At 63.7% G+C, this 26,985-nt stretch carries 32 protein-coding genes and 1 tRNA gene; 16 read left to right on the top strand and 17 right to left on the bottom strand.

Annotation, left to right across the window (positions count from 1 at the left end):
* Nucleotides 1–24: 24 nt before the first annotated feature.
* Complete coding sequence (locus PDM29_RS15930; protein WP_311191039.1) at nt 25–774, bottom strand: helix-turn-helix transcriptional regulator; 750 nt, start codon at nt 772–774, stop codon at nt 25–27.
* 245 nt (nt 775–1,019) lie between these two features.
* On the opposite strand from PDM29_RS15930, the gene PDM29_RS15925 reads away from it, so the two are divergent.
* Entirely contained in the window at nt 1,020–1,847 is an 828-nt protein-coding gene (locus PDM29_RS15925) for a DUF6491 family protein (protein ID WP_311191038.1), read from the top strand.
* Between the two features lie 7 nt (nt 1,848–1,854).
* Here the strand turns inward: PDM29_RS15925 and PDM29_RS15920 are convergent, their stop codons facing one another.
* From PDM29_RS15920 to PDM29_RS15890, 7 genes are all read right to left on the bottom strand, one after another.
* Nucleotides 1,855–2,142, bottom strand: coding sequence for a hypothetical protein (locus PDM29_RS15920; protein ID WP_311191037.1), 288 nt, complete (start codon nt 2,140–2,142; stop codon nt 1,855–1,857).
* A 120-nt stretch (nt 2,143–2,262) separates the two neighbouring features.
* On the bottom strand, nt 2,263–2,712 hold the full coding sequence (locus PDM29_RS15915; protein ID WP_311191036.1) for a PA2169 family four-helix-bundle protein: 450 nt from the start codon (nt 2,710–2,712) through the stop codon (nt 2,263–2,265).
* A 174-nt stretch (nt 2,713–2,886) separates the two neighbouring features.
* Complete coding sequence (locus tag PDM29_RS15910) at nt 2,887–3,168, bottom strand: hypothetical protein (protein ID WP_425508679.1); 282 nt, start codon at nt 3,166–3,168, stop codon at nt 2,887–2,889.
* Entirely contained in the window at nt 3,159–3,860 is a 702-nt protein-coding gene (locus PDM29_RS15905) for a glycosyltransferase family 2 protein (protein ID WP_311191035.1), read from the bottom strand. Before PDM29_RS15905 ends, PDM29_RS15910 begins: the two co-directional genes overlap by 10 nt.
* Nucleotides 3,857–4,444, bottom strand: a complete 588-nt coding sequence (locus PDM29_RS15900) for a methyltransferase domain-containing protein (protein WP_311191034.1) — start codon at nt 4,442–4,444, stop codon at nt 3,857–3,859. The genes PDM29_RS15905 and PDM29_RS15900 overlap by 4 nt, the downstream gene beginning before the upstream one ends.
* Nucleotides 4,441–5,229, bottom strand: coding sequence for a PIG-L deacetylase family protein (locus PDM29_RS15895; protein WP_311191033.1), 789 nt, complete (start codon nt 5,227–5,229; stop codon nt 4,441–4,443). Before PDM29_RS15895 ends, PDM29_RS15900 begins: the two co-directional genes overlap by 4 nt.
* Nucleotides 5,217–6,197, bottom strand: a complete 981-nt coding sequence (locus tag PDM29_RS15890) for an acyl-CoA dehydrogenase family protein (protein WP_311191032.1) — start codon at nt 6,195–6,197, stop codon at nt 5,217–5,219. Before PDM29_RS15890 ends, PDM29_RS15895 begins: the two co-directional genes overlap by 13 nt.
* 177 nt (nt 6,198–6,374) lie before the next feature.
* Here PDM29_RS15890 and PDM29_RS15885 point away from each other — a divergent pair, with 177 nt between their 5' ends.
* On the top strand, nt 6,375–6,707 hold the full coding sequence (locus PDM29_RS15885) for a hypothetical protein (RefSeq protein WP_311191031.1): 333 nt from the start codon (nt 6,375–6,377) through the stop codon (nt 6,705–6,707).
* 154 nt (nt 6,708–6,861) lie between these two features.
* Here the strand turns inward: PDM29_RS15885 and PDM29_RS15880 are convergent, their stop codons facing one another.
* Complete coding sequence (locus tag PDM29_RS15880; RefSeq protein WP_311191030.1) at nt 6,862–7,257, bottom strand: hypothetical protein; 396 nt, start codon at nt 7,255–7,257, stop codon at nt 6,862–6,864.
* Nucleotides 7,258–7,512: 255 nt separating this feature from the next.
* Here PDM29_RS15880 and PDM29_RS15875 point away from each other — a divergent pair, with 255 nt between their 5' ends.
* A complete protein-coding gene (locus PDM29_RS15875) occupies nt 7,513–8,130 on the top strand; it encodes a hypothetical protein (protein WP_311191029.1) in 618 nt (205 codons plus the stop codon).
* Between the two features lie 221 nt (nt 8,131–8,351).
* Here PDM29_RS15875 and PDM29_RS15870 read toward each other — a convergent pair whose 3' ends face one another.
* Nucleotides 8,352–9,248, bottom strand: coding sequence for a LysR family transcriptional regulator (locus PDM29_RS15870; RefSeq protein WP_311191028.1), 897 nt, complete (start codon nt 9,246–9,248; stop codon nt 8,352–8,354).
* Nucleotides 9,249–9,426: 178 nt separating this feature from the next.
* Here PDM29_RS15870 and PDM29_RS15865 point away from each other — a divergent pair, with 178 nt between their 5' ends.
* Nucleotides 9,427–10,230 (top strand): NADPH-dependent F420 reductase, encoded by an 804-nt coding sequence (locus PDM29_RS15865; RefSeq protein WP_311191027.1) that lies wholly within the window; start codon nt 9,427–9,429, stop codon nt 10,228–10,230.
* Nucleotides 10,231–10,290: 60 nt separating this feature from the next.
* A complete protein-coding gene (locus tag PDM29_RS15860) occupies nt 10,291–11,058 on the top strand; it encodes an SDR family NAD(P)-dependent oxidoreductase (RefSeq protein ID WP_311191026.1) in 768 nt (255 codons plus the stop codon).
* Between the two features lie 195 nt (nt 11,059–11,253).
* Here the strand turns inward: PDM29_RS15860 and PDM29_RS15855 are convergent, their stop codons facing one another.
* Nucleotides 11,254–12,150, bottom strand: coding sequence for an AraC family transcriptional regulator (locus tag PDM29_RS15855; RefSeq protein ID WP_311191025.1), 897 nt, complete (start codon nt 12,148–12,150; stop codon nt 11,254–11,256).
* Between the two features lie 98 nt (nt 12,151–12,248).
* Here PDM29_RS15855 and PDM29_RS15850 point away from each other — a divergent pair, with 98 nt between their 5' ends.
* From PDM29_RS15850 to PDM29_RS15840, 3 genes are all read left to right on the top strand, one after another.
* Nucleotides 12,249–12,998 (top strand): SDR family oxidoreductase, encoded by a 750-nt coding sequence (locus tag PDM29_RS15850; protein WP_311191024.1) that lies wholly within the window; start codon nt 12,249–12,251, stop codon nt 12,996–12,998.
* Between the two features lie 60 nt (nt 12,999–13,058).
* Nucleotides 13,059–14,318, top strand: coding sequence for an IS256 family transposase (locus PDM29_RS15845; protein ID WP_311191023.1), 1,260 nt, complete (start codon nt 13,059–13,061; stop codon nt 14,316–14,318).
* 142 nt (nt 14,319–14,460) lie between these two features.
* Nucleotides 14,461–14,862, top strand: a complete 402-nt coding sequence (locus PDM29_RS15840) for an NUDIX hydrolase (protein WP_311191022.1) — start codon at nt 14,461–14,463, stop codon at nt 14,860–14,862.
* Between the two features lie 431 nt (nt 14,863–15,293).
* Here the strand turns inward: PDM29_RS15840 and PDM29_RS15835 are convergent, their stop codons facing one another.
* The 4 genes from PDM29_RS15835 to PDM29_RS15820 all read right to left on the bottom strand — a co-directional run bounded on the left by PDM29_RS15835 (nt 15,294) and on the right by PDM29_RS15820 (nt 16,974).
* Complete coding sequence (locus PDM29_RS15835; RefSeq protein WP_311191021.1) at nt 15,294–15,464, bottom strand: BLUF domain-containing protein; 171 nt, start codon at nt 15,462–15,464, stop codon at nt 15,294–15,296.
* Nucleotides 15,461–15,601: a hypothetical protein gene (locus PDM29_RS15830; RefSeq protein ID WP_311191020.1), complete on the bottom strand. Its 141-nt coding sequence runs from the start codon at nt 15,599–15,601 to the stop codon at nt 15,461–15,463. The genes PDM29_RS15835 and PDM29_RS15830 overlap by 4 nt, the downstream gene beginning before the upstream one ends.
* Before the next feature lie 708 nt (nt 15,602–16,309).
* Nucleotides 16,310–16,591 carry a hypothetical protein gene (locus tag PDM29_RS15825; protein WP_311191019.1) on the bottom strand — a complete coding sequence of 94 codons (282 nt, stop codon included), beginning with the start codon at nt 16,589–16,591 and terminating at the stop codon, nt 16,310–16,312.
* Nucleotides 16,592–16,713: 122 nt separating this feature from the next.
* Nucleotides 16,714–16,974: a SymE family type I addiction module toxin gene (locus PDM29_RS15820; RefSeq protein ID WP_311191018.1), complete on the bottom strand. Its 261-nt coding sequence runs from the start codon at nt 16,972–16,974 to the stop codon at nt 16,714–16,716.
* A gap of 991 nt (nt 16,975–17,965) precedes the next feature.
* Here PDM29_RS15820 and PDM29_RS15815 point away from each other — a divergent pair.
* Nucleotides 17,966–18,643 (top strand): hypothetical protein, encoded by a 678-nt coding sequence (locus PDM29_RS15815; RefSeq protein WP_311191017.1) that lies wholly within the window; start codon nt 17,966–17,968, stop codon nt 18,641–18,643.
* 247 nt (nt 18,644–18,890) lie between these two features.
* On the opposite strand, the gene PDM29_RS15810 is transcribed toward PDM29_RS15815, so the two are convergent.
* Nucleotides 18,891–18,967 (bottom strand) — tRNA-Arg (locus tag PDM29_RS15810).
* A 118-nt stretch (nt 18,968–19,085) separates the two neighbouring features.
* On the bottom strand, nt 19,086–19,931 hold the full coding sequence (gene kdsA / locus PDM29_RS15805) for a 3-deoxy-8-phosphooctulonate synthase (RefSeq protein ID WP_125359844.1): 846 nt from the start codon (nt 19,929–19,931) through the stop codon (nt 19,086–19,088).
* A gap of 256 nt (nt 19,932–20,187) precedes the next feature.
* On the opposite strand from kdsA, the gene amaB reads away from it, so the two are divergent.
* The 7 genes from amaB (at nt 20,188) to PDM29_RS15770 (ending at nt 26,745) form a co-directional block, all read left to right on the top strand.
* Entirely contained in the window at nt 20,188–21,717 is a 1,530-nt protein-coding gene (gene amaB / locus PDM29_RS15800) for an L-piperidine-6-carboxylate dehydrogenase (protein ID WP_311191016.1), read from the top strand.
* A complete protein-coding gene (locus tag PDM29_RS15795) occupies nt 21,717–22,559 on the top strand; it encodes an SDR family NAD(P)-dependent oxidoreductase (RefSeq protein WP_311191015.1) in 843 nt (280 codons plus the stop codon). The genes amaB and PDM29_RS15795 overlap by 1 nt, the downstream gene beginning before the upstream one ends.
* A gap of 83 nt (nt 22,560–22,642) precedes the next feature.
* Nucleotides 22,643–22,927, top strand: coding sequence for a DUF4190 domain-containing protein (locus tag PDM29_RS15790; protein WP_311191014.1), 285 nt, complete (start codon nt 22,643–22,645; stop codon nt 22,925–22,927).
* 7 nt (nt 22,928–22,934) lie between these two features.
* On the top strand, nt 22,935–23,705 hold the full coding sequence (locus tag PDM29_RS15785; RefSeq protein WP_311191013.1) for a class I SAM-dependent methyltransferase: 771 nt from the start codon (nt 22,935–22,937) through the stop codon (nt 23,703–23,705).
* Nucleotides 23,706–23,714: 9 nt separating this feature from the next.
* Entirely contained in the window at nt 23,715–24,770 is a 1,056-nt protein-coding gene (locus PDM29_RS15780) for a quinone-dependent dihydroorotate dehydrogenase (protein ID WP_311191012.1), read from the top strand.
* Nucleotides 24,767–25,825, top strand: a complete 1,059-nt coding sequence (murB, locus tag PDM29_RS15775) for a UDP-N-acetylmuramate dehydrogenase (RefSeq protein ID WP_311191011.1) — start codon at nt 24,767–24,769, stop codon at nt 25,823–25,825. Before PDM29_RS15780 ends, murB begins: the two co-directional genes overlap by 4 nt.
* 35 nt (nt 25,826–25,860) lie before the next feature.
* Nucleotides 25,861–26,745: a DMT family transporter gene (locus PDM29_RS15770; protein ID WP_311193804.1), complete on the top strand. Its 885-nt coding sequence runs from the start codon at nt 25,861–25,863 to the stop codon at nt 26,743–26,745.
* The last annotated feature ends 240 nt before the right edge of the window (nt 26,746–26,985 follow it).

The raw sequence follows: 26,985 nt of genomic DNA, 5'->3' as shown, positions 1-26,985 counted from the left end.
CTCCAGGTGGGGGGAGCCGGGAGTTTAGGGGGAGTGGCGGGGGGATTTCTTGACCGAGACTCTTGCGCGCCGATACTCCGCCGGCGTCATTCCCCATTCCCGCCGCAACGCGCGGGTCAACGCGCTCTGCTCGGAATACCCCGCCCGCTGCGCGATCTCCGCAATCGAAGCGTCGCTTTCCACCAACTGTGCCCGCGACCAGCGCAACCGGCACCCGCTCAGCCACGCCTGGGGGCTTAGTTCAAACGCCTGCTGAAACAACGCATGCAGGCGGCTGCCACTCACCCCCACCGCCGCCGCAATCCGCGCCACCGGCCAATCCTGCCCCGGTGCCTGCGCAATCCGCGCGCACACCGCCTGCAACCGCGTCGCAGTGCCCGCCGGCGAAAACGCCTGCAACAGCACCGGCAGTTCGCGCTCAACCACCGCGTCGTCCACCGCCTCTCCCGGCAACATCGCCAGCCGCCGCGCCATCGCCCGCACCGGGGCCGGCAACGCCAGGGTGGGCAGCGCGTTCAAGCGCTCCAGCGTGTGGTCGTCAAACATGTCCGCCGGGCAATCGACAATCAGGAACCGGTCGCGGGCCGTCGCCGTCTGCGCATGCCCCGCATGCGGGGCCACGAAAATACCCTGCAACACATCCAACCGACTGCCCCGCCCTTCCAGTTCAAACGACAGCTCACCCTGCAGCGGCACCACCCACTGCGCCACGTCATGCCGGTCTACCGAAGAGGACGACCCATAACGGCGCAGGTTGAAGGCGGCGGACGACATGAAAGAACGTGGCGAAACCCAGGTAGGACAGCCAGTCTGCCCCCGCAGCCGCCCCGCTGCAATCCGCCAACCCGGTGCAACGAAGACTCGGATCCCCGCACGTCCAACAACCCGCCGAAGCCGCGCTTTCGTAGAGCCGGGCTTGCCCGGCTGCTCTTAGCGCAGCCCCAATACTCTTATGTAACCTCCCCCAAAACCCCCGGTGCTATATTCCAAACCGTCCCGTACAGCAAAGGAGTGCCGAAATGACGAAATCCCGCCTCTCCACCCTGCTGGCCCTGGCCCTGGCCCTCGCCGCCACCCCACTCGCCAGCGCCGAAACCGCCACCACCCCACTCCCGTCCAACTCGCCCAATCGCGTGGCCCCGGCCCCGAACTGCATGGACGCGCGCGGCCTGCGCGAAATGAACCAGGTCAGCGACACCCATATTTCCCTCCGGGCCGCCGACCAATCCACCTGGAAGGTGACCTTCAAAGAGAACTGCCCCGGCCTGATGGCCTCTCCCAACCCGCGCATCCTCGCCGAGGAAAGCTGGGTCTGCGGCACCGGCCAGGAACGTGTCGTAGCCGATGGCAAGGACTGCGGCATTGCTTCCGTTGAACAGATGACCCGCAAGGATTTCGCCGAGGAAGCCCGCCAGGCCGACCGTGGCGGCATCGCCACCCTGGCCGCCGTCAACGTCAAAGAATCCAAGCGCACCCTGCGTGGCTCCCCCTCGTACTGCTTCGACACCCGCCACGTGCGCAGCTACGGTGACAACATCAAGGGCTTCACCGTGCAGACCAACCCCAAGCGCTCCGGCGGCAACAGGGAGTATGTGGTGGAAGTGGGAGCCAACTGCCGCGCCCTGATGCACTCGCCCGCCATCCAGTTCCGCTCCGGCTTCGGCACCAGTCTGATCTGTGGCAACCCCGGCGACGTGGTGGTGATGATCTCGCAGGCCAACGCTCCAGGTGGCGGCGATGCGACCGGCGAGGATCTTTCTTTCATCAACCGCAGCTCCGGCCTGCCGCGCGCCTCCATGGGCATCGGCGACCGCTGCGATGTGCTGGCCGTGTACCCGGCCGGCTGATCGGCGCTCAGCGCCGCTGAATGGGCGTTACCGGTGGCCGATCGTCCAACGTTCCCAGCGTAAACCTGTAGCCTGCATCTTCCAGCAGCCGCCGCATGCGCAACTCCGCGCGTTTGGGCGAACCCAGAGAAACCGGTGCATGCAGCGCGTAGGCAACCGGCTTGCCATCCAGCGCCTCGCGAGTAACCGACGAATGGTTGGTCTCACATGCTGCAGCCCACAGATCCTGCAGCTGCCTGGGCCCGATGGACTGGTTGTGGCCGAGGCGGAGCGTCAGCCAGCGCATGCTTTCCATGGCAGTTCCAGTAAGGATGTCGTTCGAGTATGCCCCATCTGCGCCGCAGGGGTTGGAAAAAGAAAATGCCCCGGCTGGGCCGGGGCATTCCTCAAGTGCTAACAGCACTTAGTGCAGCGTTTAGTGCTTCATGGCGTGCTTGCGGTCGCGCATCACCGCATGGGTTTCCTGCACGGTCGGCAGGAAGCGGGTGATTTCCTGGCGCGCTGCCGGGGTCAGATCGTTATCGGTGGCGGCGTCCTTGAACGCCTTCAGCAGACGATCTTCGGATTCTTCCAGCTCGGCCACATATCCGTACTGGGTGTCGCCGAGCGTAGCCCGGACCTTGCCGTAGAACTGCTGCATGGAACCGACCATCGTGCCGTGCTTGGCCGGCTCGCCACCGGTGGCGACCACGGTGCTGCTCAGCGAGGTGACGATTTCAGACTTGACGCCAGCGATGCGGGTGAACAGCGCGGACAGCTCGGCGTCCTTCACCTTGCCGGCGGCTTCGGTGTAGAAGTCCTTGCCGTCGCGGGCGATTTCGATCAGGTCGTTGAGGGTGTGCTCGGTGTTGGACTGGGTGCTCACGTGTATCTGCTCCTGTTGTTTCGCGGATGTATTTCGCGGATGGCCCGTCTTGGGTGGACTCACTCTTCCCGATTGCAAATGAAGTCCGCGTGACCTTCAAATCACATGGTTAAGCCTTGTATTCCTGCTGAAAAACGAATGTCTTCAAGATGTATACGATGCACAGGTTGAACATCACCTGGTGTTTCTTCGTTGCTTCAACTTAGCCAGAATCTGACCGGCTACTGCGGTCAGCAACACCAGGCTGTTGGTGACCACGAATACCCAGGATTTCAGCAGTGCGCTGTACAGAATGAACAGCAGCGAGGCGGTGATCTGCCCTACAAAGAGCCAGCCCGAAACGGCTTCTGTTCCGTCGGCCTGCCACTGTTTCCAGATCTGCCGCCACAGCGTGACGACCAGCACCAAGGTCGCTGCCCAACCGATGAGATCGACCGGTGCCACGGTCAGGCCCATTCAGGGATCAAGACGCCCCCGGCAGCGGAGGAATCCGGCACGCCCGTTTCCAGACACTTCAGGAAGTGGCTGAATCCGTTCGGAGTACGGGCTTGTCTCCGTGCACTGGTTACAACACGCGGGGCTCCCAACCGTGCCACATTGCCGCCTGCGCGCTCAATCGCGTCGATCAGTGCCACATCCTCTCCACATGTCAGTGGTTGGAACCCGCCGCTGCGAAGGTAGACAGCAGCGCTGAAACCCATGTTGGCCCCGTGCACATGCCGGTGGCCGTTGCGCGCGCGTTCGCTGCGGGCGAAGCGCCGACGTACAGCCGGGCTGAAATCCTCCCAGTCCTCCACCTGCACCACGCCACAGAATGCATCCGCTGTGCAGGCCGACTGCGCCACGAACCAGTCGTGCGGCACGGTGGTGTCCGCATCGGTGCAGCTGATCCATCGCGCCCCCTGCGCCACGGCCACTTCAGCAAGGCGCGCACGCGCCACCCCCACATTGCCGGCGTCCACAAAGACGGTTTCTACCCCGAAACGCATGCATACCGCTTCGGTGCCATCGGTGCACCGGTCCAGCCCGACAAGTATGCGCACTTCTTCCCGCGCAAGCGCAGGGTGCCCTGCGGCCTGTTGCAGCGACTGCAGGCAGGACCCGATCAGCGCCGCCTCGTTGTGAGCGGGCACAATAGCCGTGATCATCGCAGCCCCTCGCGCGCGGCCACGGAGGTGGTCATCCGCGACCAGCCCTGCAGCAGCAGGTCTTCATCGCGGTAACAGAACAGCTGAGGCAGCCGCGCGTCGAACTGGGCGTGCACGAAGTCTGCACTGCAGCGCGCCTCATCGAACGCGTGCAGCCAATGGCAACTGACCAGCACACCATCAAAGGAAAGACTCCCACACAGCCGCCCCGCCATGTCACGCATCTGTTCGGGTGACAGGTAGTATCCGATCTCGCTGAACACGATCAGATCGAAGCGACCTTCCGGCCACTGCTGCGGGTGCTGCGCACATTCCAGGGTGACGTGGTCCTGGTCGGCCAGCGACGCGCGCGCGGTGGCAATGGCTGCCTCACTCAGGTCGGTGGCGTGCAGCTGCGCACAGCGGTGCGCCAGCTCTGCGGTCAACACGCCGTTTGAACAGCCCAGTTCCCAGCCGCGCTCATAGCGTGGCGAAGGCAGGCTGGCCAGCAACAACGCGCGCTTGCGCACCTCGTACCAGCGCGTGCGGTAGCCAAACGGGTCGTCATTTTCGTAGACATGATCGAAGTAGGCGACGTTGCTCATGAAAGCAGCACCTCGTAGTCGCGTTGGAACCGCCGCAGCACGTATTCCGGAAGAATCGGCGGAGCGGTCAGCTCGCGCACGGCTCCGGTCTGGGTCACAAATTCCTCGATGGCCTGACGTTTCCGCAGCAGCAGCGAAGGGGCCAGTGCAAATCGCGAAGCCCCCTCCCACACACGGGGTGCTACCGCCGGGTCGAGCCAATGCCACCCCCACACGGGATACTCGCGCAGCCCACAACCGCATGCCGCCGCTGCCTGCGCGCACGCGCGCCCCACCGCTTCATGATCCGGGTGCCCGTCCAGATGCCACGGTGCCAGCAGCAGATCTCCGTCCCGCAGTACCGCACGAAGCCACCGCTGCAGGTCCGCTTCGTGCGCGGCCACGGCACCATCGCCTACATGCCAGGCAATTCTCGGCGTTTCCGCCAGCCCCAGGCGCTCCAGCGCCCGGTCCAGCTCCAGCTGCCGGGCATCGCGCAGCCGCTCGGGCGGCCAGTCCGGTTGATCCGGATAGCACGCCTCCCCATCGGTGACGGAGATCACCAGCACCTCGCGCCCGGAGGCATGCGCGCTGGCCATCAGCCCGCCGCACGCAAGCACCTCATCGTCAGGGTGCGGGGATACCACCACCAGACGCTGCACACCGGCGAACAGATGCTCGGGGTCCTCTGTTGGAAGCTCACGCAGCCAGGCAGACTCGCGCCACGCCTGCTCCGGCACACCGTCGCCTTCAATCCGACGCAGTTCTGCATCGGCATTGATGGCGGGCTTGTTTACAGACGCCATGGGTGTTCCTCCGCGTGGCACAACGCGCCGAGCTCCTGCCAATCCCGGTCGGCATGGCTCTGCCGGATGAAGACCGTCAGGTCACTCCAGCGCTGCGCATGGAAGGTGTCCAGACACATCGGCCCCGGCCCCAGTGCGCGCCCGACCAGATCCAGTGTGTGCATGCACGCCCGCTCGACCACGCTGCGCACACGAATGACCGCCATGCGGTGGGAGGCATGCGGTTCGGCATCGATCTGTGCCGCCAGTTCGCGCAGCAGTGCGGCACAGCTGGCCAGGTGCATGTCGACCTCGCCCAGCAGGCCGGCAGCGACGCCCGGCTGCGCGCAACGCTCGGAACGGCGCAGCGGCTCGGCCAACGCCACCGCCGCGCCATACCAGCACGCCGCAATACCGGCCCCGCCGTGCCAGAAGCCCGGCCTTTCCAGATAGGCATTGCTGGCCCCGATCTCCACCGCCGGCACCTGGTTGAAATGCGCGGTGCCGCTGGGAATGCGCGCCATGCCGGTTGCGACCCACCCATTGGTGTCGAACTGCAGCCCGGGATGGCGCGCATCCACCAGGAACAGCCGCGTGCGTTCCTCGTCGCGTACGGTCACCAAAGCGATGTCCACCCAGCCTGCACCCGAGCACCACGGCTTGCTGCCGCTCAGCGTGCGGCCGCACGGATCCAGCTGCAGGGTTTCCTGCGGACCGTGCGCCGCCCACACCGCACCCAGCGCCTGTGCCGGCGGCAGGCGTTCGGGTGCCAGGGCCAGCAGAATGGCGCGTGCGTCGTAATGCGCTTCCAGTACTTTCACCAGGCACAGGTCCTGCGCCGCCATGTGCGCCAGCGCCTGCCAGCGGCCGAGCGTGTCGCCACCTCCTGGCATGGGTAGCGCGGGCACTTTGGCCACCCAGCCGCGGGCAGCTGTTTCGACCGGGTCGCCGGCCCGTGCCGGGGTCGTTTCGTGCAGCACCGCGATCATCAGGGCACCTTCCCTGTCACACGAGGCATGAGCATCTCCAGGAACAAAGCTCCTAGATACCCACCCCTGCATGCGAACGTCGTGACCAGCATGTAGGCACCGCGTGCAGCAGATGCTCTCGGGTGTTCACCGCAGTGTCGTCATGACCCTTACGCAGCGCTATCGCCTTGCGTTGACATGCAGCGTGAAACCATCACGTTGTCCCCGTCCCCCGCATTGCCCATGCAGCAGATCGAATCCCCCCTCCAGGCCCTGCGCGCGCAGGTGCCGCCGCCGCCCCAGACGCCCGAACCCACTGCCCCGCCGGTAGAAGCGCCGCCGCCGGAAGAGCCCACCCGCGAAGATCCGCCGAATGAGGCGCCGCCGGAGCGCGATCCGCCGCCGACCAAGCCGCCGTTGGAGGCCCCGGTACCGCCAAGGGAGCGCGCACAGACGCGCTACGTTTTTGCGCAAGGCCGCTGGCAGCATCTGGACCGGGAAGTGCTTCCACTATACGCCGCAACCGCGTGACGGCCTTCCGGCTTCAACGAACCCTCCACAAGGTGTAGCCAGGTGAAGTGGCTTCGGTAGGGTCGCACTACAGTCGACCGCCGATAACCGCTCAACACGCGATAGGGCATGACCAACGAACGCAGGCGCGCTCCAAACAGAGCCCCCGCAAACCTCAGCCCTTCACCCGCCTGATCGAGCGAACATAAATAATGTCCTCCGAACACCCCAACCCATCCACCTTCCGATCCCCGATCTCAAACCACATCATCTCGGGCATGCTCAGGACAGGTCGAAACTGCAACTCGCCGGACAGAACCACCGCCTTCTGATTCCAGCGCCGACGGTTGCGCACCACCTCTTTCGGCAGTGCCAGATCATAGCAACGCCCATCGTCGGCCTTGATCAAACCCAATCCGCCGCCGCCATGGCCACCGGTGAAGACCTCCACCACCCCTCTTACCTCCATCACCTCTTCCCCGTCGAAGGGGGATGGCGTCTCCAGGAACGTCTGGCACCCAGACGCAGACCCGCAGATGGCAGCAATGACCAACAGCTTCCGTACGCGCATGGCAGCACCTTCAGAGTGATTGTGCGCGACCGGGTATTACGCCGACCCGCTCCGCTTTGGTAGCCTCGCACGACAGTCGACCGCAGACAACGGCCCAACGCGCAGTGGGGCATGACCGCTGAACGCAGCCGCCTCCCCGAAGCCGACCATACGTCCACACACTGACGGAATCGAGCTCCGCAGCAGCATCCCGTATAGTCTCTTCCTGGAGTACACACGCGGCACGAAAGGCCATCCCATCAAGGATCGAGGGCAATGAACAACATTCATCCGGAAGAACCTGGACGGCGTCACCGCGCCGGAATCAGAATAACTGTCCTGACGATACTCGCTGCGGCGCTGGTATCAGGCAGCGCCATTTCAGCACCGCCGTACATTGAAGACGATGTCGCCACGAGGGCATACATGCTTGATGCGGGCGTTTCGTTTGAGGAAGCGCAAAGCCGACTTCGAGTTCAGGCAGAACTTGATCCACATATCGTAAGGCTCCGCACCCAGTACGCCGAACGCATTGCGTTTCTCTCCATTGAGGCACATCCCGATCAACACCTGCGCATCGGATTGAAGGGTGCTGCAGTTGAACCTGACCAAGTGATCACCGTTGCCGGGACCCCGGTTAGGGTCCAGTTTGAATCCGGACAGCCATACACCGACGAGGAGTTCAGTCAGGTACTGGCGAAAAGCGCTCCCGTCATCTACGCACTCATCCCCGACGTCACGGGAATCTCGGGTCAACCGGAGCGCCGTGCAATCGAGATCCATGTGGAGGGCTTTGATACCGATGTGTACGAACCGGCCGTCGAGGAGCTCGAGGCGATGACGCGCCTGAAGATTGAGTTCAGACCTGGAATGTCCAGATCACGCAACCTTTGAAGATGACGAACGGACATTGCGGGTGCGGGTGCTGGTGCTGGTAGGGTCGCACGACAGTCGACCGCCAATAGCGCCTCAACGCCCGGTGGGGCATGAGCATTGAACGCAGAAGCGCCTCCGACAGAGGTCCCTGCGTTAAAGCACCGACAACCGTTATCGGCAGGCGTCTCGCGACCGCCTCTACCAGGTCACACCTCGGGAACGCCCTCGCCCATCCAGGGTTACCCGCCAGCCTTGAATGCGCCCAGGCACAGATCGACAAAGCTCCGCACCTTCGGGTCCATGTAGCGGCTCGAAGCGAACACCGCGTGCACTGGTGCCGGCGCTTCCGCCCAGCCAGGAAGCACGCACGAAAGCGCCCCTGCCGTCACTAAAGGGTCCGCCATGAAACGCGGCAGATGCGCGACACCCAGCCCTGAAAGCGCGAGGTTTCTCGCCGCAATCGTGCTGTTGACGGCACAGCGCGGAGACACTGTGATCTTCTCGATGCTCTCGCCGTTCAGCAGCGTCCAGTTGGAGCGCCCGCGCGTCGTCTTCATGATCAGACTGTGACGTTTCAGGTCTGCCACGGTCGCGATCACCGGACTGTCTCTCACGTAGCCTGGTGCCGCATACAGACCGTAAGAAACCTCGCCCAGTCTGCGCGCGGAGAGCCCGGAATCTTCAAGCACGCCCACCCGGATGGCGACATCAAAGCCCTCATGGATGATGTCGACCAGGCGGTTGGTGTATTCCGCTTCCACGCTCACTTTCGGGGCCATCTTCAGAAACGCAGCGATCCAGTCGTCGACCACCATGGTGCCGAATTCGGATCCGGCGGTGAGCTTGAGCAGGCCCTTCGGCTCCTTGGACTGCTGTGCCACTGCCGCCTCGGCGGCTTCGGCGGCGGTCAGGATGGACATCGCGCGCTCGAAGTAGTCACGCCCGACCTCCGTCACGCTGAGACGGCGGGTTGAGCGGCTAAGCAGCTGCGCCCCCAGCTTCTTCTCCATACGGCTGACGATTCGACTGACGCGCGCCTTGTCGGTGCCCAGCCGATCCGCCGCCGTGGTGAAGGAACCGTCGGTCACAACTGCCACAAAGACGCGCATCTCCGGCAGATCGATTGATGTATTCATGGACAACAGTCTTTGTCATATCGGCCCATTTATCACTAATGAGCCTACGTCCATAGTGCGCTCCGTGCAACACGTCGCCGCCTTCCCGGCAGATCGACCTGCTCGCACCGCGCCGCGCTCAGCCGCGCGTCCCCCGAAAGCTGTCGGCGGTCCCTCCGCCACATAGAAGGAATGCAAGATGAAACACACCATTGGCATCATCGGCACCGGCCTGGTTGGCAAGGCCGTTGCGCGCCTGGCGGTTGCCGCCGGGTACAACGTCGTGATCAGCAACTCCCGCGGGCCTGATTCTCTGTCGGAACTGGTCGAAAGCCTGGGTCCGCTGGCGCGTGCCGGCAGCGTCGAGGATGCGATCGCCGCTGGCGATATTGTCACCCTTTCGATTCCGATTGCCGCCTTCGAGAAGCTGCCCGGCAATGCATTCGCCGGCAAGGTGGTCCTCGATCAGACGAACTACTATCCCGGCCTTGGCGACTTCCGCCGTGAGGATCTGGACAACGGCGAGCTCACCTCCAGCGAACTCATCGCCCGTCATCTCAAGGGGGCCAAGGTCGTCAAAGGCCTTCATAACCTGAGCTGGATCCACATGCAGGCCAACGCCGCGCCCAAGGGCGATGCCAACCGCACCACCTTGCCCGTGGCCGGCGACGAAGTGGAGGCCAAGCAGGCTGTCAGCACCTTCCTCGGCAATATCGGCTACGACACCATCGACGCCGGCTCGCTCGCCGACAGCTGGCGTATCGAGCCCAGCACGGACATCTACTTCTGGCGCTATGCGCCCAAGGTATCGCTCGAAGCCACCGACGAGGACACCCGGCGCGCGTACCAGCGGCCCGGCAAACCGCTGACGCAGGAAGAGGCGGCAAAGCTCGTTTCCGAAGCGGTGCGTCCTTCCCCGATCGGCGGCACATTCGAAGGCATGCCGCAGATCCACGTTGCCCTGTTCTTCGAACAGGCCAGCGCCGACACGGTCAAGCAGTAACGCTCGTGGGTCGGGCACCCTCTCACGGGTGCCCGATACCTTTCAACTGAGGAGAAACTCATGTCAATGTCACTTGGTGGCAAAACGGCGCTGGTCACAGGCGGATCGCGCGGGATCGGCCGCGCCATTGCGGAACGGCTCGCAGCAGAAGGCGCAACCGTCGCCATCACTTACAACGCAAGCCGCGCAGGTGCCGACGACATCGTTACGACCATTGAGCGCAACGGCGGGAGCGCGTTCGCGTTGCAGGCTGATCTGGTCGATACAGCGGCAATCCCAGTCATGTTCGACGCACTCGACCGTGAATTGGAAGAACGGAAGGGCAGCAGAACGCTCGACATCCTGGTGAACAACGCTGGCAACTCAGGCTGGGGCGGCCTTGCTGATGCAACGCCAGACGCCTGGAACACGATGTTCGCGGTGCATGCCCGCGCTCCGTTCTTCATTGTTCAATCCGCACTCAGCCGTCTTTCCGATGGTGGCCGGATCATCAACACGTCCTCCGGTCTGGGTACGCGCCCATTGCCGGCAGTTCCGATCTACTCCATGGCCAAAGCCGCCATCAACAACCTGACCCATGCGCTGGCGATGGAACTGGGTCCGCGCGGAATCACGGTGAACGCTGTCGCACCCGGCTGGACGCGAACGGACATGAACGCCGCCGTCCGCGAGAATGCGGACATGGTGAAGGCGATTGAAGCCGATACCGCGCTGGGGCGCTTCGGCGAAACCTCGGACATCGCCGCCGTCGTTGCTTTTCTCGCATCTGATGAAGGCCGCTGGGTCACCGCCCAGGTCATCGAAGCGAGCGGCGGCTACAAGCTTTGATTCTGTCGGGCCCGCTTTGGTAGGGTCGCACGACAGTCGACCGCCGATAACGGTTCAACGCCCGATAGGGCATGAACATCCAACGCAGAAGCGCGTCCGACAGAGTTCCCTGCGTTAAGGCACCCACAACCGTTATCGGCAGGCGTCTTACGACCGCCTCTACCAAAGCCCACCACGGCCACCATCACGCAGCGTCTAGCTCCCCACCCGCCCATACCGCCCAGGCGCAACCCCCACCAGCCTCACAAACGCCGCACTGAACGTCACCGCGCTCGCATACCCCACCCGCTCCGCCACCTGCTCCAGCGTCAACGCCTGCGACCGCAGCAACTGCTTCGCCAACGCCATCCGCCACGCCAGCACATATTCCATGGGTGCAACCCCCACCACCTGGGTAAAACGCGCGGAGAACGAGGACCGCGACAACGCCGCCTCTACCGCCAACGAAGCCACCGTCCACGCATGCTCGGGCCGCTCATGAATCGCCCGCAGCGCCCCGGCCAGCCGGTCATCGGCCAACCCATACACCAGCCCCGCTCCATCGGAATACTGCGCGGCACTCCGCAACGCCTCGATCAGCAGCAGTTCCAACAGCCGCTCCAGCACCACCTCGCGTCCAGGCCGCGCCGAGCGCGACTCATCACCCACCATCTCCACCAGCGTCGCAAGCCGTTCCACACCGCGCACATGCAGCACCTGTGGCAGCAGCGACACCAGCAAGGGCGCATCCGGCGACTCAAACTGGCAATGCCCGATCTGCATCAGGACCTCCGCCGGTCCTTCCTGCCGACCCACGCGGAACCATCCGTCACCCAGCCGTACCGGCAGCTCGGGCAAGGCGTCCACGCCCGCCCCGGCGCTGCAATTGAACAGGGACCGCAGCGCAGGTACCAGAACGAAGTCGCCCGCCTGCAGATGCAGCGGTGGTTGATCGTCCACCGTCAGCCGGCACTCCCCGGCCAACAACGCGACATAGAAAGGCTCACCCTCACCCTCGCGATGCACGCACCACTCTCCCGCCCCCTCCACCCGCTTGGAGAAGCGGGCAGTGGGATGCAGCAGGGAGACGACCTGGGCCAGGGGATCTGCCATGTCCGGACGATCTACGAAGAATGAGAGATTCCTCAGCATATACCGTCCAGCCCCAACCGGTGAACATGGGTTTCCCCCACCCATCAAGGAAACACCGGATGCCCACCGTACTGATCACAGGCACCTCCTCCGGCTTCGGCCTGGACACCGCCAAGCTCTTCCTCGACCGCGGCTGGAACGTGGTGGCCACCATGCGCACACCGCGCGAAGACCTCCTGCCCCGCTCCGACCGCCTCAGCTTACTGCCCCTGGACATCACCGACCCGGACAGCATCACCCGCGCCATCGAAGCCGCCGGGCCGCTCGATGCCGTGGTCAACAACGCCGGTGTGGGCGCGGCGGTGCCGGTGGAACTCACCACGCAGGAAACCGCACGCACGCTGTTTGAGACCAACACCCTCGGCACCCTGGCCGTCGCCCAGGCCGTGCTGCCGCAGATGCGCGCCCGAGGCGAAGGCGTGATCGTGAACGTCACTTCCTCAGTTACGCTGAAGCCACTGCCGCTGGTAGGCGTCTACTCTGCCAGCAAGGCCGCAGTGAACGCCCTCACCGAGTCGCTGGCGATTGAAGTGGAACCCTTCGGCGTGCGCGTACGCCTGGTACTGCCTGGCAGAGCGCCCAGCACGCAGTTCGGCTCCAATGCGCTGGCAGTCCCTCGGATGGATGACCAGAACGCCTACAGCGAGTTTGCACAGAAGGTGTTTGCAAGCTTCCGCGACAGCAGCGGTCCGATTACCGAAGGTCAGGATGTGGCCGAAGCGGTCTGGCGTGCGGTGACCGACCCGAGTGCCCCAATGCGCATTGCAGCCGGCAAGGACGCAGAGGCGTTGATGCCTAAGGCCGGATGAGCGCAGCGGGGACTGTCAGGAATTTTGTGTTCGGGCATAACATGTTGAAAAGGATCATGTATGCCACCCAAGAAAAAGACCGCCAAGGCCGCTGCCCGTCAGCTGCCTACCCTGCCTGCCGAGCTCGTTGAGCAGCTTGCCAACGGAGCGACGACCGCGGGCGAGATCCTGGACATCACCACAGCCCTGAAAAAGGCCTTGATTGAGCGGGCACTGAAGGGCGAGCTGGGCCATCACCTGGGGTACCCACCCGGAAGCGAGCGACCGGAATCGACCGGCAATCAGCGAAATGGAACGTCCAGCAAAACCGTTCTGACTGAGGATGGCCCCCTGCGACTGGACGTTCCCCGGGACCGGGATGGCAGCTTCCAGCCCATCCTGATTCCCAAGCACGAGCGGCGTTTCACTGGTTTTGACGACAAGATCGTCGCGATGTACGCGCGCGGAATGAGCGTCCGCGACATCCGCGCGTTTCTGTCTGAACAGTATGGAACAGACGTGTCGGCGGACTTCATCAGCTCGGTGACCGACGAGGTTCTGGAAGAGATTTCGGCGTGGCAGACGCGTCCGCTGGAGCTGATGTATCCGGTGGTGTTCTTTGATGCCCTGCGCGTCAAGGTGCGTGACGAGGGCGTAGTGCGCAACAAAGCGATCTATCTGGCATTAGGCGTTCTACCTGATGGAAGTCGCGACATCCTGGGCATCTGGATCGAGAACACAGAAGGGGCCAAGTTCTGGATGAAGGTCTTCAACGACCTCAAGACGTGCGGCGTGGAGGACGTACTGATAGCGGTGACCGATGGCCTTAAAGGCATGCCCGAGGCGCTGGCGGCGGTCTATCCAGCGACCACTCTCCAGACCTGCATCGTGCATCTCATCCGTAACAGCTTGGACTACGCCGGCTGGAAAGATCGAAGGGCCCTCGCAGCCGAGCTGAAGCCCGTCTACCAGGCCATCAACGCAGAGGCCGCCGAACAGGCCCTGGAAGCGCTGGAGGGCTCGCCGCTGGGCAAGCGCTACCCCTCGGTGGCCCAGGCATGGCGACGGTCGTGGGATCGCGTCATACCCTTCTTCGCGTTTCCACCTGAGATCCGTCGTGTCATCTACACCACCAACGCCATCGAGAGCGTTAATGCGCAGCTGCGGAAGGTCATCAAAACCCGAGGGCATTTTCCAACTGACGAGGCGGCGATCAAGCTGATCTGGCTGGGGCTGCGCAACATCACGGCCAACTGGGGAGGCACCAGCCACGGCTGGAAGAACGCGATGAACCAATTTGCCGTACTTTACGGGGACCGATTTATCCGGAGCCCGTACTAAGAAGCCGGGCTGTCACAGGGCAGCCCACGTCGCCCGAACACAAAAATACGGACACTCTCGCGCAGCGCGGGTCGGCCCCACTTGCCCGCGCTATTAAACTGGAGCCTGACTATCGTTCCTCGCACCTAGAACAAGGCACCCAATGTCCCCAGACGTTATCCGGATCGCAGCAGCCGTCATCTCCCGCGATGACGGCAAAGTGCTGGTGGTAAGAAAGAAGGGATCACACGCCTTCATCCAGCCCGGCGGCAAGATCGAGCCCGGCGAAGACCCCATCCAGGCCCTCTGCCGTGAGCTGGACGAAGAGCTCGGCCTGAACATCGCCCCCACACTGCCAGTCTTCATCGGCACGTTCAGCGCCCCTGCCGTCAATGAACGCGGCAGCACCGTAACCGCACAGGTGTACACCTTCAGCCACACCGGCGAAGTCCGCCCCAAAGCAGAACTGGAAGAAATCGCCTGGATCAACCCGAAGGACCCCGGGGACCTGGAACTCGCCCCACTAACCCGCGACCACATCTTCCGCGCGCCCCAACTGCGCTGACCGGGCTCCGGCCCCAACTCTGCGCGAACCTCGCCCCACTCCAACCGTGCGCTAACCTGCCTTGGTAGGGTCGCACGACAGTCGACCGCCGATAACACGTCACCGCCCGGTAGGGCATGACCAACGAACGCAACCATCTCTCCGCACGACTGGTGCACCAAACACACCCACGTCACAAACAATTGACCTCACCCATCCAGCGCTCGGGTTTCAATGCTCACAACCCCACACCCCGCCCGCCCATGCCAACCACAGGTCGATTCAACATCCTGCACGCACAGGCTCCAGCACCCGCCTACCCTCACCAATGCGCAAATGTGCAGCAACTGCACGCAGAATGCCTCAACTGCAGCACCACATTACGCGCGCGCCCGGGGAAGGGACTGGAAACCGTAGATGGCGGGGTCGTCATCACGTGCCCCGCCTGCGGCTCACGGCAAGGCATCAGCAATCAACTCTTCGCGGAAGTCACAGACAAGATCTGACCCTTCGATGTACTGCAGAAGTCGCTTCCCGTCACACGGCAAAACACCCGTAACACCGGTCAAACGAAAGCCCGGCCAATGGCCGGGCTTCTGTCCCATCACGAGAATCCAGCTCACTCTTCTTCCTGGTCACCCTGCTGACCAGAGCGCTCGCGCTTCTGATCCTGCTGTTGCTGCTGCTGGCCTTGACGCTGATCTTGGCGATCCTGCTGGCCCTGCTGGTTCTGCTGTCCTTGCTGGTTCTGATTGGTCATGATCTTCTCCGAACTCGGCGTCACCATGAGGCCGATGGATCGACTCTGCGCTTGTGTCAGTGAGACTGATGTGCCGGAAACGAGCCTACGCGCAGACACGAAGCGCACCAACGTAAATCATTCAGAACAGACTAGTAGCCATGACCGTCCGATCGTGTACTTGTCCCGCTCGATATCGATGTTCTCGCAGATCGGCACACCCCGACCTCTCTTCGAACCCACACACCGACCTGGCTATGGCAACGCACCATCGGATACCGATCCGCTCGCGGGCACGGGAAACCTGCCCTGATAACACGCACGCGGAAATGGCTCCGGTAGGGTCGCACGACAGTCGACCGCCGATAGCAACCAAACGTTCGATAGGGCATGACCAAAAAACGCAGGAACACCCGCCTCACCCCGCCTCACCCCGTCTCCCACCAACGACTTCGCTTCCGGCCCTTCCGGCGGTCAGCCTCTCTGATCATGGCAGCCCACTGCTCCTCAGGCGTTCGCTCGTCACGAAGCAGCAGATGCCCGAAGCTCGGCGCGAGCTTGGTGGGGTCAGACCGGTCGGATACCGGTGCGAGGAATTCGATGTCTGGGATGTGCATGGGCGGACTGTAGCCTTCGCCCAGCGCACGTCATGAGACTGTATGCCGACTTCCATGCACGTCGGCCAACGGCACCAGCACTGCTCACGGAAGAGATTGACGCGAACCGCCCTCAACCCCCAATCAGTGTCTTGATCGTGCCGGTCTGCTCAGCCCGGATCTTCAGGCCATCAAGGCGCTCGGGGAGGTTGTCGATGACGCTATCAGCCACCACGTAGACAACCAACTCTCTGTCGCCAGACAGCCCATAGCCGGTCACGCCGGCGATACTCATCAGCTCGTCCAGTGAGGACTTGGACAACGAGATCATCGGACCCTGCTCTGCAGATGTTTGCTGGGCAGCGGACGCTAGCTTAAGAGCGTCGAGATCAATCGGAAGGAATTCTGGGGACATAGGCACCTCCACAACTTGGCAGCCGATCGCTGAGCCGCCTTCGGCCGGCTGTTCCCCGATTGACGGCATACACACTGCGCGCCATGCGCACACCGCCAACCGGGGTGGCTAAGCCGTTAATGTCAGACCTTCATGTTGCGGAGGATGATGCAGTCCTCCTTCCATTCAATCGCCAGCCGGCTGCCCACCTCCCAGCCAACCCGGGACATCCACATGCCGCGCAGCCACAGGCAGGGGATGCGGTTGCTGGCCAGGTTGCGCTTCCCGGTCGGATCCTGGATGGCCCTCACTCGGAGAGTGTCGGGCTTGGTGAAGTAGAGCCGGCCCTTGGGCTTGTTGTCGCTGCCGTTACTGCCGTTGTTATCGGAGCTTGAAACTGTCATATGTAACCTCGTCAAGAGTGTTCTCCCCCGTCGAAATGACGAGGAAGCCGGGAGGCTGACAACCGTACATAGGAACGGCGCGGCGTATTTCCTCGGAGGTGTTCTATTTCGCCACCCTCCCGGCATACGACGTTCAAGCGTTACCTATGTAGAGCTGTCAGGCTCCCTGGACACACCTTGCGAAATCACTCACGCGATGTGAAGCAGGCTTCCGCGCATGATATTTCGGAGATGGCGAGAAACGCCAACGACGCGACGCAATCGGATCAAAAATGTCGAATACAGCGTGAGAAAGCGCCAACCGCATCACATTCTCGCCAAGAGTTCGTCAGGCCCGCCATTTTTCAGTCAGCCCTACCGGAGTGTCGCAATCGCCAGTAGTTGCGGCTCCGCGCCTTGAATTCCTCGCCGTTTGGAGACGCCCCAGAACCCTCTGCATCTATAAGAGCGGCGGCTCGAGCAAGGCTTCTCCGTTCCCTAGCCGGCGAACTTCGGAGACATGGACGACCCGTGGCAACTCTGCCGCGCCTTCTACCGTCGATCCGACGACTTCCACTCGCTCTCCAGCAAGACGCTGAAGATCGATGAAGACTTCAGGTCGCCTGAAGGAATCAGGTGACCCCGGCCCGATTCGAACGGGCGACCTTCCCCTTAGGAGTGGGCGACTTACAACTGACCTCCGCTCCGCAATTGCTTTGCGTACCACCTCCATCTCGCCCGGCTGACTCGCACGCGAGGCTTAGAGCCAGTTCGCCAGCGATTTAACAGCAACGTTGAGATGCCGGGCAGCGGCGGTAGGCCCGATGGATTCAACCAGGATGACGGCTTGGGCTTTCTGATCATCGGTGTAGCGACGGCGAGGGGAACGTGACGTAGGCCTAGGGAGCGTCTACAGCTCCTTAAAATCCATGCCCCCCTCAGTATTGGTTCTTTGGCTTAGACTAACCGGCCAGGGCCCAGTGCCCCGTGCAAAGCTGGTTTAAGCAAGAAAATGGAGAATTTGAAGATGGGCGACGAAAGGATCACGTTTGAACGGCTTGAGGCCCTGCCTGACGGGGCAACCAAAGACTTGGCAAAGCAACTCTTTGAGGTGGGGGATGCTTGGACCATCGTGCCGGCGGTTCGGTGCGCGACAACCACCGCTTGGAGGCCAAATGCGCAGTTCATGCTCATTGACGGTGACCTCGAAGTGGAAGGCAATGTCGTTGTTGCCACGGGCTCCCACGACCATGGAGCCCTGATCGTGCTTGGAAGTCTGCGGTGTCAGCAGCTCATTACCGGCCATGGGCAGAACTTAGTCGTCACGGGCGACCTCGTCGCCAACGACGCTATCATCGCGGAGCTGGCTGACAGCACCACTCACGTTGGAGGAATGGTGTTGACCGACACCCTGCTTTCCGGGCGCGGCGCGTGGGTATCGCTCGCCTCCGCTGACGGCTTCAAGGCCAAGCACTGCTCTGCTTATGTGATGGTCGGCAATAGTCCGCTCAAACCCGCCGCGGCGGCGTCAACGGTTGCCCGCTTGGTGGACGATGTGTTGGATCGGGATGAGTGGGACTCAATGGATGAAGAGGATCGACAAGGCGAAGATATTGACGATCTAATCATGCTCGACGAGGTCGCCGCCTTGCGACACGTCGCAGAAGGCCGTGGTCTATTGCGCGGTTGAACGGAGTCCTCGCAGAGCCCAATCGGCCTATTGATGGACCAAACCTGAAGATCTCGACGGCCACCGATGTAAGAGCGGGGCGCACGCAAGTTTCGCCCGTACTCCCGAGGATTCGCTGCCCTCCCCGATAATTGTCGGAGTTGAAGCCTATCAAGCGCTCTTCCAGTCGCATGAGCAGAATCGAGTCGAAAGCCGCAGAGCAGAGATTCGCGCCGTAGTCGCTTACCGAGGTGACGAACCAAGTAACTGGTGACCCCGGCCCGATTCGAACGGGCGACCTTCCCCTTAGGAGGGGGACGCTCTATCCAGCTGAGCTACGGGGCCATGCGGGCGGAAGCATACCGCCGATGCGTGACGGGCCGGCATTGCACCGGCCCCGCATATAAGGATACCTGCATTCAGCGAGGTGACCAAGGCTGGCCACCCCGCAAACCCGCCGGAATCAGCGGATATCCAGCTCCGGGAAGCCCTTGACCAGCTCGTCCACGGCCTTGATCTGGGTCAGGAACGACTCCAGCGCGGCCAGCGGCAGTGCGCTGGGGCCGTCGCAGCGGGCGTGGTCCGGGTCGCGATGGGCTTCCAGGAACAGGCCGGCAAGGCCCAGCGCCATGCCGGAACGGGCCAGTTCGGCCACCTGACGGCGGCGGCCGCCACTGGCTTCGCTGCCGGCGTCGCGGCGCTGCAGGCTGTGGGTGACATCGAAGATGGCCGGCAGGCCGCCGGTGGACTCGATCATCTCGCGGAAGCCGAGCATGTCGACCACCAGATTGTCGTAACCGAACTGGGAACCGCGCTCGCACAGGATGATGTTCTCGTTCCCGGCTTCGCGGATCTTGCTGACGATGTGCTTGATCTGGGTGGGGCTGAGGAACTGCGGCTTCTTGATGTTCACCGCCCTGCCCGTTTCGGCGATGGCGACCACCAGGTCGGTCTGGCGGGCGAGGAAGGCGGGAATCTGCAGCACGTCGACCACTTCAGCCACGGGGGCAGCCTGGGCCACTTCGTGGACGTCGGTGATGACCGGAATGCCGAACTGGCGCTTCACTTCTTCAAAGATGCGCAGGCCTTCTTCCAGGCCGACGCCACGGAAGGACTTGATCGAGGACCGGTTGGCCTTGTCGAAGGACGCCTTGAAGACGTAGGGAATGCCCAGCTTGCGGGTGACCGTGGTGAAGTGTTCGGCCGCGTGCAGGGTGGAGTCGAGGTCTTCCAGGACGTTCAGGCCGCCGAAGAGGACGAACGGGAGACGGTTTCCTACGGTTACGCCTTCGGCGACGGTGACGTTCATTCAGGTTCCTGGGGGATGTTCAGAAAGGGATTGTAACGGGTTGGATATGGGGGCGGCTTTGGGGGATTGCATGGGTGATGGGTTGGTCGCGGAGAGCAGCCGGGCAAGCCCGGCTCTACGTTGCACCGCGAACGATCATCAATTGCCCCAAGGTGCAGGCGTGGGAAGGTGCGGTGCGGCGCTGCGTCATGGGGCTGCAAAGCAGACTGATAGAATGGTGGGTCTGCACCCATTTCGATACGCAACAGGAGTTTGCATGTCCTCTGCCCTGCTCAAGGCCCTTGGCCTGGATGCAACCAACGCTGGCACCTACCTTGGCAATGGCGAATGGTCCACGGCCAGCGCCGGGGTGATCACGCCGGTGAACCCGACCACGGGTGAATCCATCGCCCAGGTGCATGCCACCACCGAGGCCGACTACGAAACCGTGGTTGCCCGCGCCCAGGAAGCCTTCAAGGTGTGGCGCACCACCCCGGCCCCGCGCCGTGGCGAAGCCGTGCGCCTGTGTGGCGAAGCGCTGCGCGCCAACAAGGACGCGCTGGGCTCGCTGGTTGCGCTGGAAATGGGCAAGAGCAAGCCGGAAGGCGACGGTGAAGTGCAGGAGATGATCGACATCGCCGACTTCGCCGTGGGTCAGAGCCGCATGCTGTATGGCTACACCATGCATTCCGAGCGCCCGGGCCACCGCATGTATGAGCAGTACCAGCCGCTGGGCCTGGTCGGCATCATCAGTGCGTTCAACTTCCCGGTTGCGGTGTGGGCGTGGAACTCGTTCCTGGCCGCCATCTGCGGTGATATCTGCATCTGGAAGCCGTCCAACAAGACCCCGCTGACCGCTATTGCCTCGATGCGCATCTGCAATGAAGCGCTGCGCGATGCCGGCTTCCCGGACATCTTCTTCCTGATCAACGACGCCGGCACCGCGCTGTCGGAAAAGCTGGTGGAAGACCGCCGCATTCCACTGATCAGCTTCACCGGCTCCACCCAGGTGGGCCGCACGGTGAACGAAAAGGTCGCGCGCCGCCTGGGCCGCTGCCTGCTGGAACTGGGCGGCAACAACGCCATCATCCTGGACGAAACCGCCGACCTGAAGCTGGCCGTGCCGGGTATCGTGTTTGGCGCGGTCGGTACGGCCGGCCAGCGCTGCACCACCACGCGCCGCCTGATCGTGCACGAATCGATCTACGACAACGTGCTGGCCACGCTGAAGAAGGCGTACAAGCAGGTGGAAGGCAAGATCGGCGACCCGACCGACGCCGCCAACCTGATGGGCCCACTGAACAGCGACAGCGCGGTGCAGCAGTTCCTGGCCTCGATTGAGAAGGCCAAGGCCAGCGGCGGCACGGTGGAAACCGGCGGCACGCGTATTGATCGCCCGGGCAACTTCGTGCTGCCGGCGATTGTCACCGGCCTGAAGAACAGCGACGAAGTGGTGCAGCACGAAACCTTCGCGCCCATTCTGTACGTAATGAAGTACAGCACGCTGGACGAAGCCATCGACATGCAGAACGGCGTGCCGCAGGGCCTGTCGTCGTCGATCTTCACCCAGAACCTGAAGGCGGCCGAGCGCTTCCTGTCGGCGGCCGGTTCGGACTGCGGCATTGCCAACGTCAACATCGGCACCTCGGGTGCGGAGATCGGCGGCGCGTTTGGCGGCGAGAAGGACACCGGCGGTGGTCGTGAGTCGGGTTCGGATGCATGGAAGGTCTACATGCGCCGCCAGACCAACACCATCAATTATTCGGATTCGCTGCCGCTGGCACAGGGCATCAAGTTCGATCTGTGATGGCGAACGTGCCGGGCAATGTGCCGACCAACGGTCGGCACCTACCGGGGGCCATCAGCGCCCCCGATGGCGCGATAGATGGCCGGCGCGTGCTGGATTTTTCCGGCCGCCGCGTTCTGGTGGCCGGGGGCAGCAAGGGCATTGGCCGGTGCATGGCACTGGCCTTTGCCCGCGCAGGGGCCCATGTTTCGGTGTGCGCACGTGGCGAGGCCGGGTTGGCCGCGCTGCGGGCGGATGCGTCGCTGGCCGGTATGGACATCCACACCGTGCCTGCCGATCTTGGCAAACCCGAGGACATCCAGCGCTGGCTGGAAGCCGCCGCCAACGCCTTGGGCGGCATCGATGTACTGGTGAACAACGCCACCGGCTACGGCATGGTCGACGATGACGCCGGCTGGGAAGCCAGCCTCAACGTGGACCTGATGGCCGCCGTGCGTACCTCGCGCCTCGCCCTGCCCTGGCTGCGGCAGGCCACCGATGCCTGCATTCTCAACCTGGGCTCCATTGCCGGGATGCAGCCGCGCCCCGGTGCGGCACCCTACGCCGCCGCCAAGGCGGCACTGATGCACTACACCACCTCGCAGGCGCTGGGTCTGGCACCGGACCGCATCCGGGTGAATGCCATCGCACCCGGCTCCATCGAGTTCCCGGACGGCCTGTGGGACCGCCGGCGCACGGAAGACCCCGCCCTGTATCACGGCACGCTGGCCAAGATTCCGTTCGGTCGCTTCGGCGCACCGGAAGAGATTGCCGATGCCGCCCTGTTCCTGTGTTCCCCGCTGGCCCGCTGGGTCACCGGCCAGACCCTGGTGGTGGACGGCGGTCAGGTATTGATGGGCTGAGACCTGCGTCGGAATTCCGGCGGTTTTGATGGGCTAAACCCCAGTCAGGCTCTATCATGTAGGTCCTGCCATGGAGGACCCGGATGAACCTGCCCGTACGTCAAACCAACACCATGGCCCTGATCAGCCTGATCGCCGGCATTCTGGGCTGGACCGCCCTGCCCGCGCTGGGCAGCATTGTGGCGATCATCACCGGGCACATGGCCCGCGGGGAAATCCGCCGCAGCGCGGGCACTCAGGAAGGCGACGGCATGGCGCTGGCCGGCCTGATCATGGGCTACCTGATGGTGGGGTTGTGCCTGCTGGGCATTCTGCTGTTCGTGCTGTTCATTGGCGGTCTGCTGTGGATGGTCCCCAACTATTCATGAGGTGCGCATGAGTCCTTCTGACGCCACCGAGCGCTTCAGCAACCGCGTCGCGGATTATGTCCGCTACCGGCCGGGCTATCCGCCGGCGCTGCTGGACTGGCTGCACCACGACATGGGCGTGCCCACCGAAACGCTGGTGGCCGACATCGGAGCCGGCACCGGCATCTCCACCCGTCTGTTCCTGGCCGCCGGCCACCCGGTGATCGCGGTGGAACCGAATGCGGCCATGCGCAACGCCGCCGACGCCTGGCTCAGCCCGGACTATCTGCGCCTGAAACTGGTGGACGGCACCGCCGAAGCGACCACCCTGGCCGACGACAGCGTGGGTCTGGTCAGCGCGGCGCAGGCCTTCCACTGGTTCGACATGGAGGCAGTGCGCGCGGAATGGCGGCGCATTCTGCATCCGGGTGGGCAGGCACTGGTGTTCTGGAATTCGCGCCTGCTGGATTCCTCGCCGTTCCTGATCGGCTACGAACAGCTGCTGCTGGAATTCGGCACCGATTACACCGAAGTGGCCGAACGCTACCAGGACGATGCCACCATGAAAGCCTGGTTCGGCAGCGGTTTCCGTGCCATGGCCAACTTCCCCAACGTGCAGCACATGGACGCCGACGGCCTGCGTGGCCGGCTGCTTTCTTCCTCGTACGCACCGCCGCCGGAGCATCCGCGCCACGCGCCGATGCTGGTGGCCCTGCAACAGCTGTTCGACGCACACGCGGTCGACGGTCGCATTGCCTTCGAGTATCAAACCCGTGCCTTCATCGGCACGCTGGACTGACTGGACCCTATGTATTCGCTTGCCCGTCCCCTGCTCTTCTCGCTTGATGCCGAACGCGCCCACGGCCTGACCCTGAGCGCGCTGGACATGGCCTACCGCACCGGCACCACGCCGCTGCTGGCCGCCCGCTCCGCGCCACTGCCCACGAATGTGTTCGGGCTGCGCTTCCCCAACCCGGTCGGCCTGGCCGCCGGGCTGGACAAGAACGGCGACCACATCGATGCGCTGTTCGCGCTCGGATTTGGCTTCGTGGAGATCGGCACGATCACCCCGCGTCCGCAGGAAGGCAACCCGAAGCCCCGCCTGTTCCGGCTGCCGGAACAGCAGGCCATCATCAACCGCATGGGCTTCAACAATGCGGGCGTGGACGCGCTGGTGCGCAACGTGGAACGCAGCCGCCGTCGTACCGGGCTGCTGGGCATCAACATCGGCAAGAACAAAGACACGCCGAACGAGAATGCCTTCGACGACTACCACCACTGCCTGCAGAAGGTGTATCCGCTGGCCGACTACATCACGGTGAACATCTCGTCGCCGAACACCGCCGGTCTGCGTGAACTGCAGGAAGAAACCGCGCTGCGACAGCTGATCTCGCAGCTGCGTGACAGCCAGGAAGCGCTGGCCGCGCAGCACGGCCGCCGCGTGCCGATGCTGGTGAAGGTGGCCCCAGACCTCAGCGACCGCGACATTGATGCCGCCGCCCGCGTGCTGGGCGAATTGAACGTGGACGGCGTGATTGCCACCAACACCACGGTGGACCGCAGCCTGATTGCCGGCAGCCCGCTGGCGTCGGAAGCCGGCGGCCTTTCCGGTGCACCGCTGATCAGCCAGAGCACGCTGGTGCTGCGTCGTCTGCGCGCACGCCTGCCCGAATCGGTGCCGCTGATCGGCGTGGGCGGCATTCTGTCCGGTGCTGATGCGGTGGCCAAGATGGCCGCCGGTGCGGCGCTGGTGCAGTGCTACAGCGGCCTGATCTTCCGTGGCCCGGCGTTGGTGCATGAGTGCGTGGAAGCCATCCGCCGACGACGCGAAGCCCCCAGCCGTGGCGCGGTGGCTCCCCTATGAGTGACGCAATGCCTGCCATGACCGCCTGGACGCTGACCGAGAACGCCTCGCTGAAGGCGCTGAACACCTTCCACGTTGATGCCAGCGCCGAGCGCCTGCTGGAACTGCACGACGTCACCCTGCTGCCGGAAGTGCTGGCCCTGCCTGAAGTTGCCGGCAAGCCGCTGCTGGTGCTGGGTGCCGGCAGCAACGTGCTGATTGCCGACGATGTGCCGGGCACCGTGCTGGTGTTCGCCAACCGCGAGATCACCGCGCTGGAACACCGTGCCGACCACACCGTGGTGCGCGCCGGGGCCGGCGTGAACTGGCACGGGCTGGTGATGTGGTCGCTGCAGAATGGTCTTTCCGGGCTCGAGAATCTGGCCCTGATTCCCGGCACCGCCGGTGCCGCGCCGATCCAGAACATCGGTGCGTATGGCGTGCAGGTGGATGAATTCATCAACGCGGTGGAAGCGTGGGACCGTGCCGAGCAGGCATGGGTGCGACTGGAGGCCGACGCCTGCCAGTTCGGCTACCGCGACAGTCTGTTCAAGCACGAACCGGACCGCTACCTGATCACCGCCATTGAACTGCGACTGCCGCTGCTGCACGACCTGCGCGTGGGTTATGCCGGCATCGCCGAGGAAATGCAGGCGATGGGCGTGGAACTGCCGGTGGCCGCTGATGTGGCCAACGCGGTGATCGCGATCCGCCGCCGCAAGCTGCCCGACCCGGACGTGCTGGGTAACGCCGGCAGCTTCTTCAAGAACCCGGTGCTGCCGCTGGACCAGGTGGACGTGCTGCTGCAGCAGTACCCGGACATTCCGGTGTACCCGGCCGCGCAGGACACCCACCGCAAGGTATCTGCTGCGTGGATGATCGAAGCCTGCGGCTGGAAGGGCTATCGCGACGGCGACGCCGGCGTGGCTCCGAGCCATGCGTTGGTGCTGGTGAACCACGGCAACGCTACCGGCGGCCAACTGCTGGATCTGGCCCGGCGCATCTCCGCTTCGGTGCTGGAGAAGTTCGGCGTGCCCATTGAACCCGAGCCGCGCCTGATCGGCGCACAGTGGTGAGCCCGGCCCCGCCAGCCCTGCCCGCCCCCACTCCGATGCGGGCGGCGCTGCTGATGCTGGGAAGCACGATGGCGTTTGGCCTGATGGCCATCGCCATCCGCTATGCCACCGCGCACGTGCCGACCCAGGAAGTGGCGTTCTTCCGCAACGCGTTCGGCTTGGTGGCCCTGCTGCCGATGCTGCTGCGTTCGGGGCCGAAGGTGTTTCGTACCCAGCAGTTGCCGCGATACCTGCTGCGCAGTGTGATCGGGCTCGCTTCTATGCTGTGTGCGTTCTGGGCGATTGGCCATCTGCCGATCTCGCAGGCGATTTCGCTTTCGTATGCCACGCCGTTGTTCGTGACCATCGCTGCGGTGTTGCTGCTGGGCGAAGTGGTGCGCGTGCGGCGCTGGGCCGCGGTGGTATGCGGCTTCATCGGCGTGCTGATCATCGTGCGTCCGGGCGCGGATTCGTTCACGCCCGGCGTGCTGGTCGCCGTGCTGGCCGCCTTGTTGAGTTCGCTGGTGGCGATCCAGATCAAGCAGCTCACCCGCGTGGATGGGGCCGATACGGTGGTGCTGTACACGTATGTGTTCTGGGTGCCGCTGTCGCTGGTGCCGGCACTGTTCACCTGGGTGTGGCCGACCGGCATCGCCTGGGTCTGGCTGGCGGCAACCGGCGTGCTGGGCACCGTGGGCCAGCTGCTCTGGACCCGGGCGCTGCGCCTGGGCGAAGTCTCCGCGCTGACCCCGATCAGCTTCATGCAGCTACCGCTGGTAACGCTGCTGGGCTGGTTGCTGTTCAACGAAACAATCGATCGGTACACCGTGATCGGGGCCAGCATCATCCTCGGGGCCAACGCCTACATCGCCCACCGCGAGGCGGTGCTGGCACGCCGCGCAGCATCCAACGCCGCCACCCAGGCCGCCCATCAGGAGTAACGGCACACGCGGTGCGGGATACCCCTGTAGGGACACGCCATGCGTGTCCACGAGGCGCTGGACATCCCCGTAGCGCCACGCCCAGCGTGGCTGGACTCGCCAATTCAAACAGCCCGTTAAGCGTCACAAATGGCCATTTAGGCAGCCTTTTCGCACCTAAAGCGACATATCTGACGCCTTAAATAAACACACATGAAACGACATAAAGCGTCATCCTTGACACTTTATCTTGGAAATGCG

Origin of the sequence: Stenotrophomonas oahuensis (genome assembly GCF_031834595.1) — a bacterium.
Taxonomy (GTDB): domain Bacteria; phylum Pseudomonadota; class Gammaproteobacteria; order Xanthomonadales; family Xanthomonadaceae; genus Stenotrophomonas; species Stenotrophomonas oahuensis.
The sequence above is the reverse complement of the archived record's forward strand: the minus strand, read 5'-3'. Positions and strand labels throughout refer to the sequence as shown.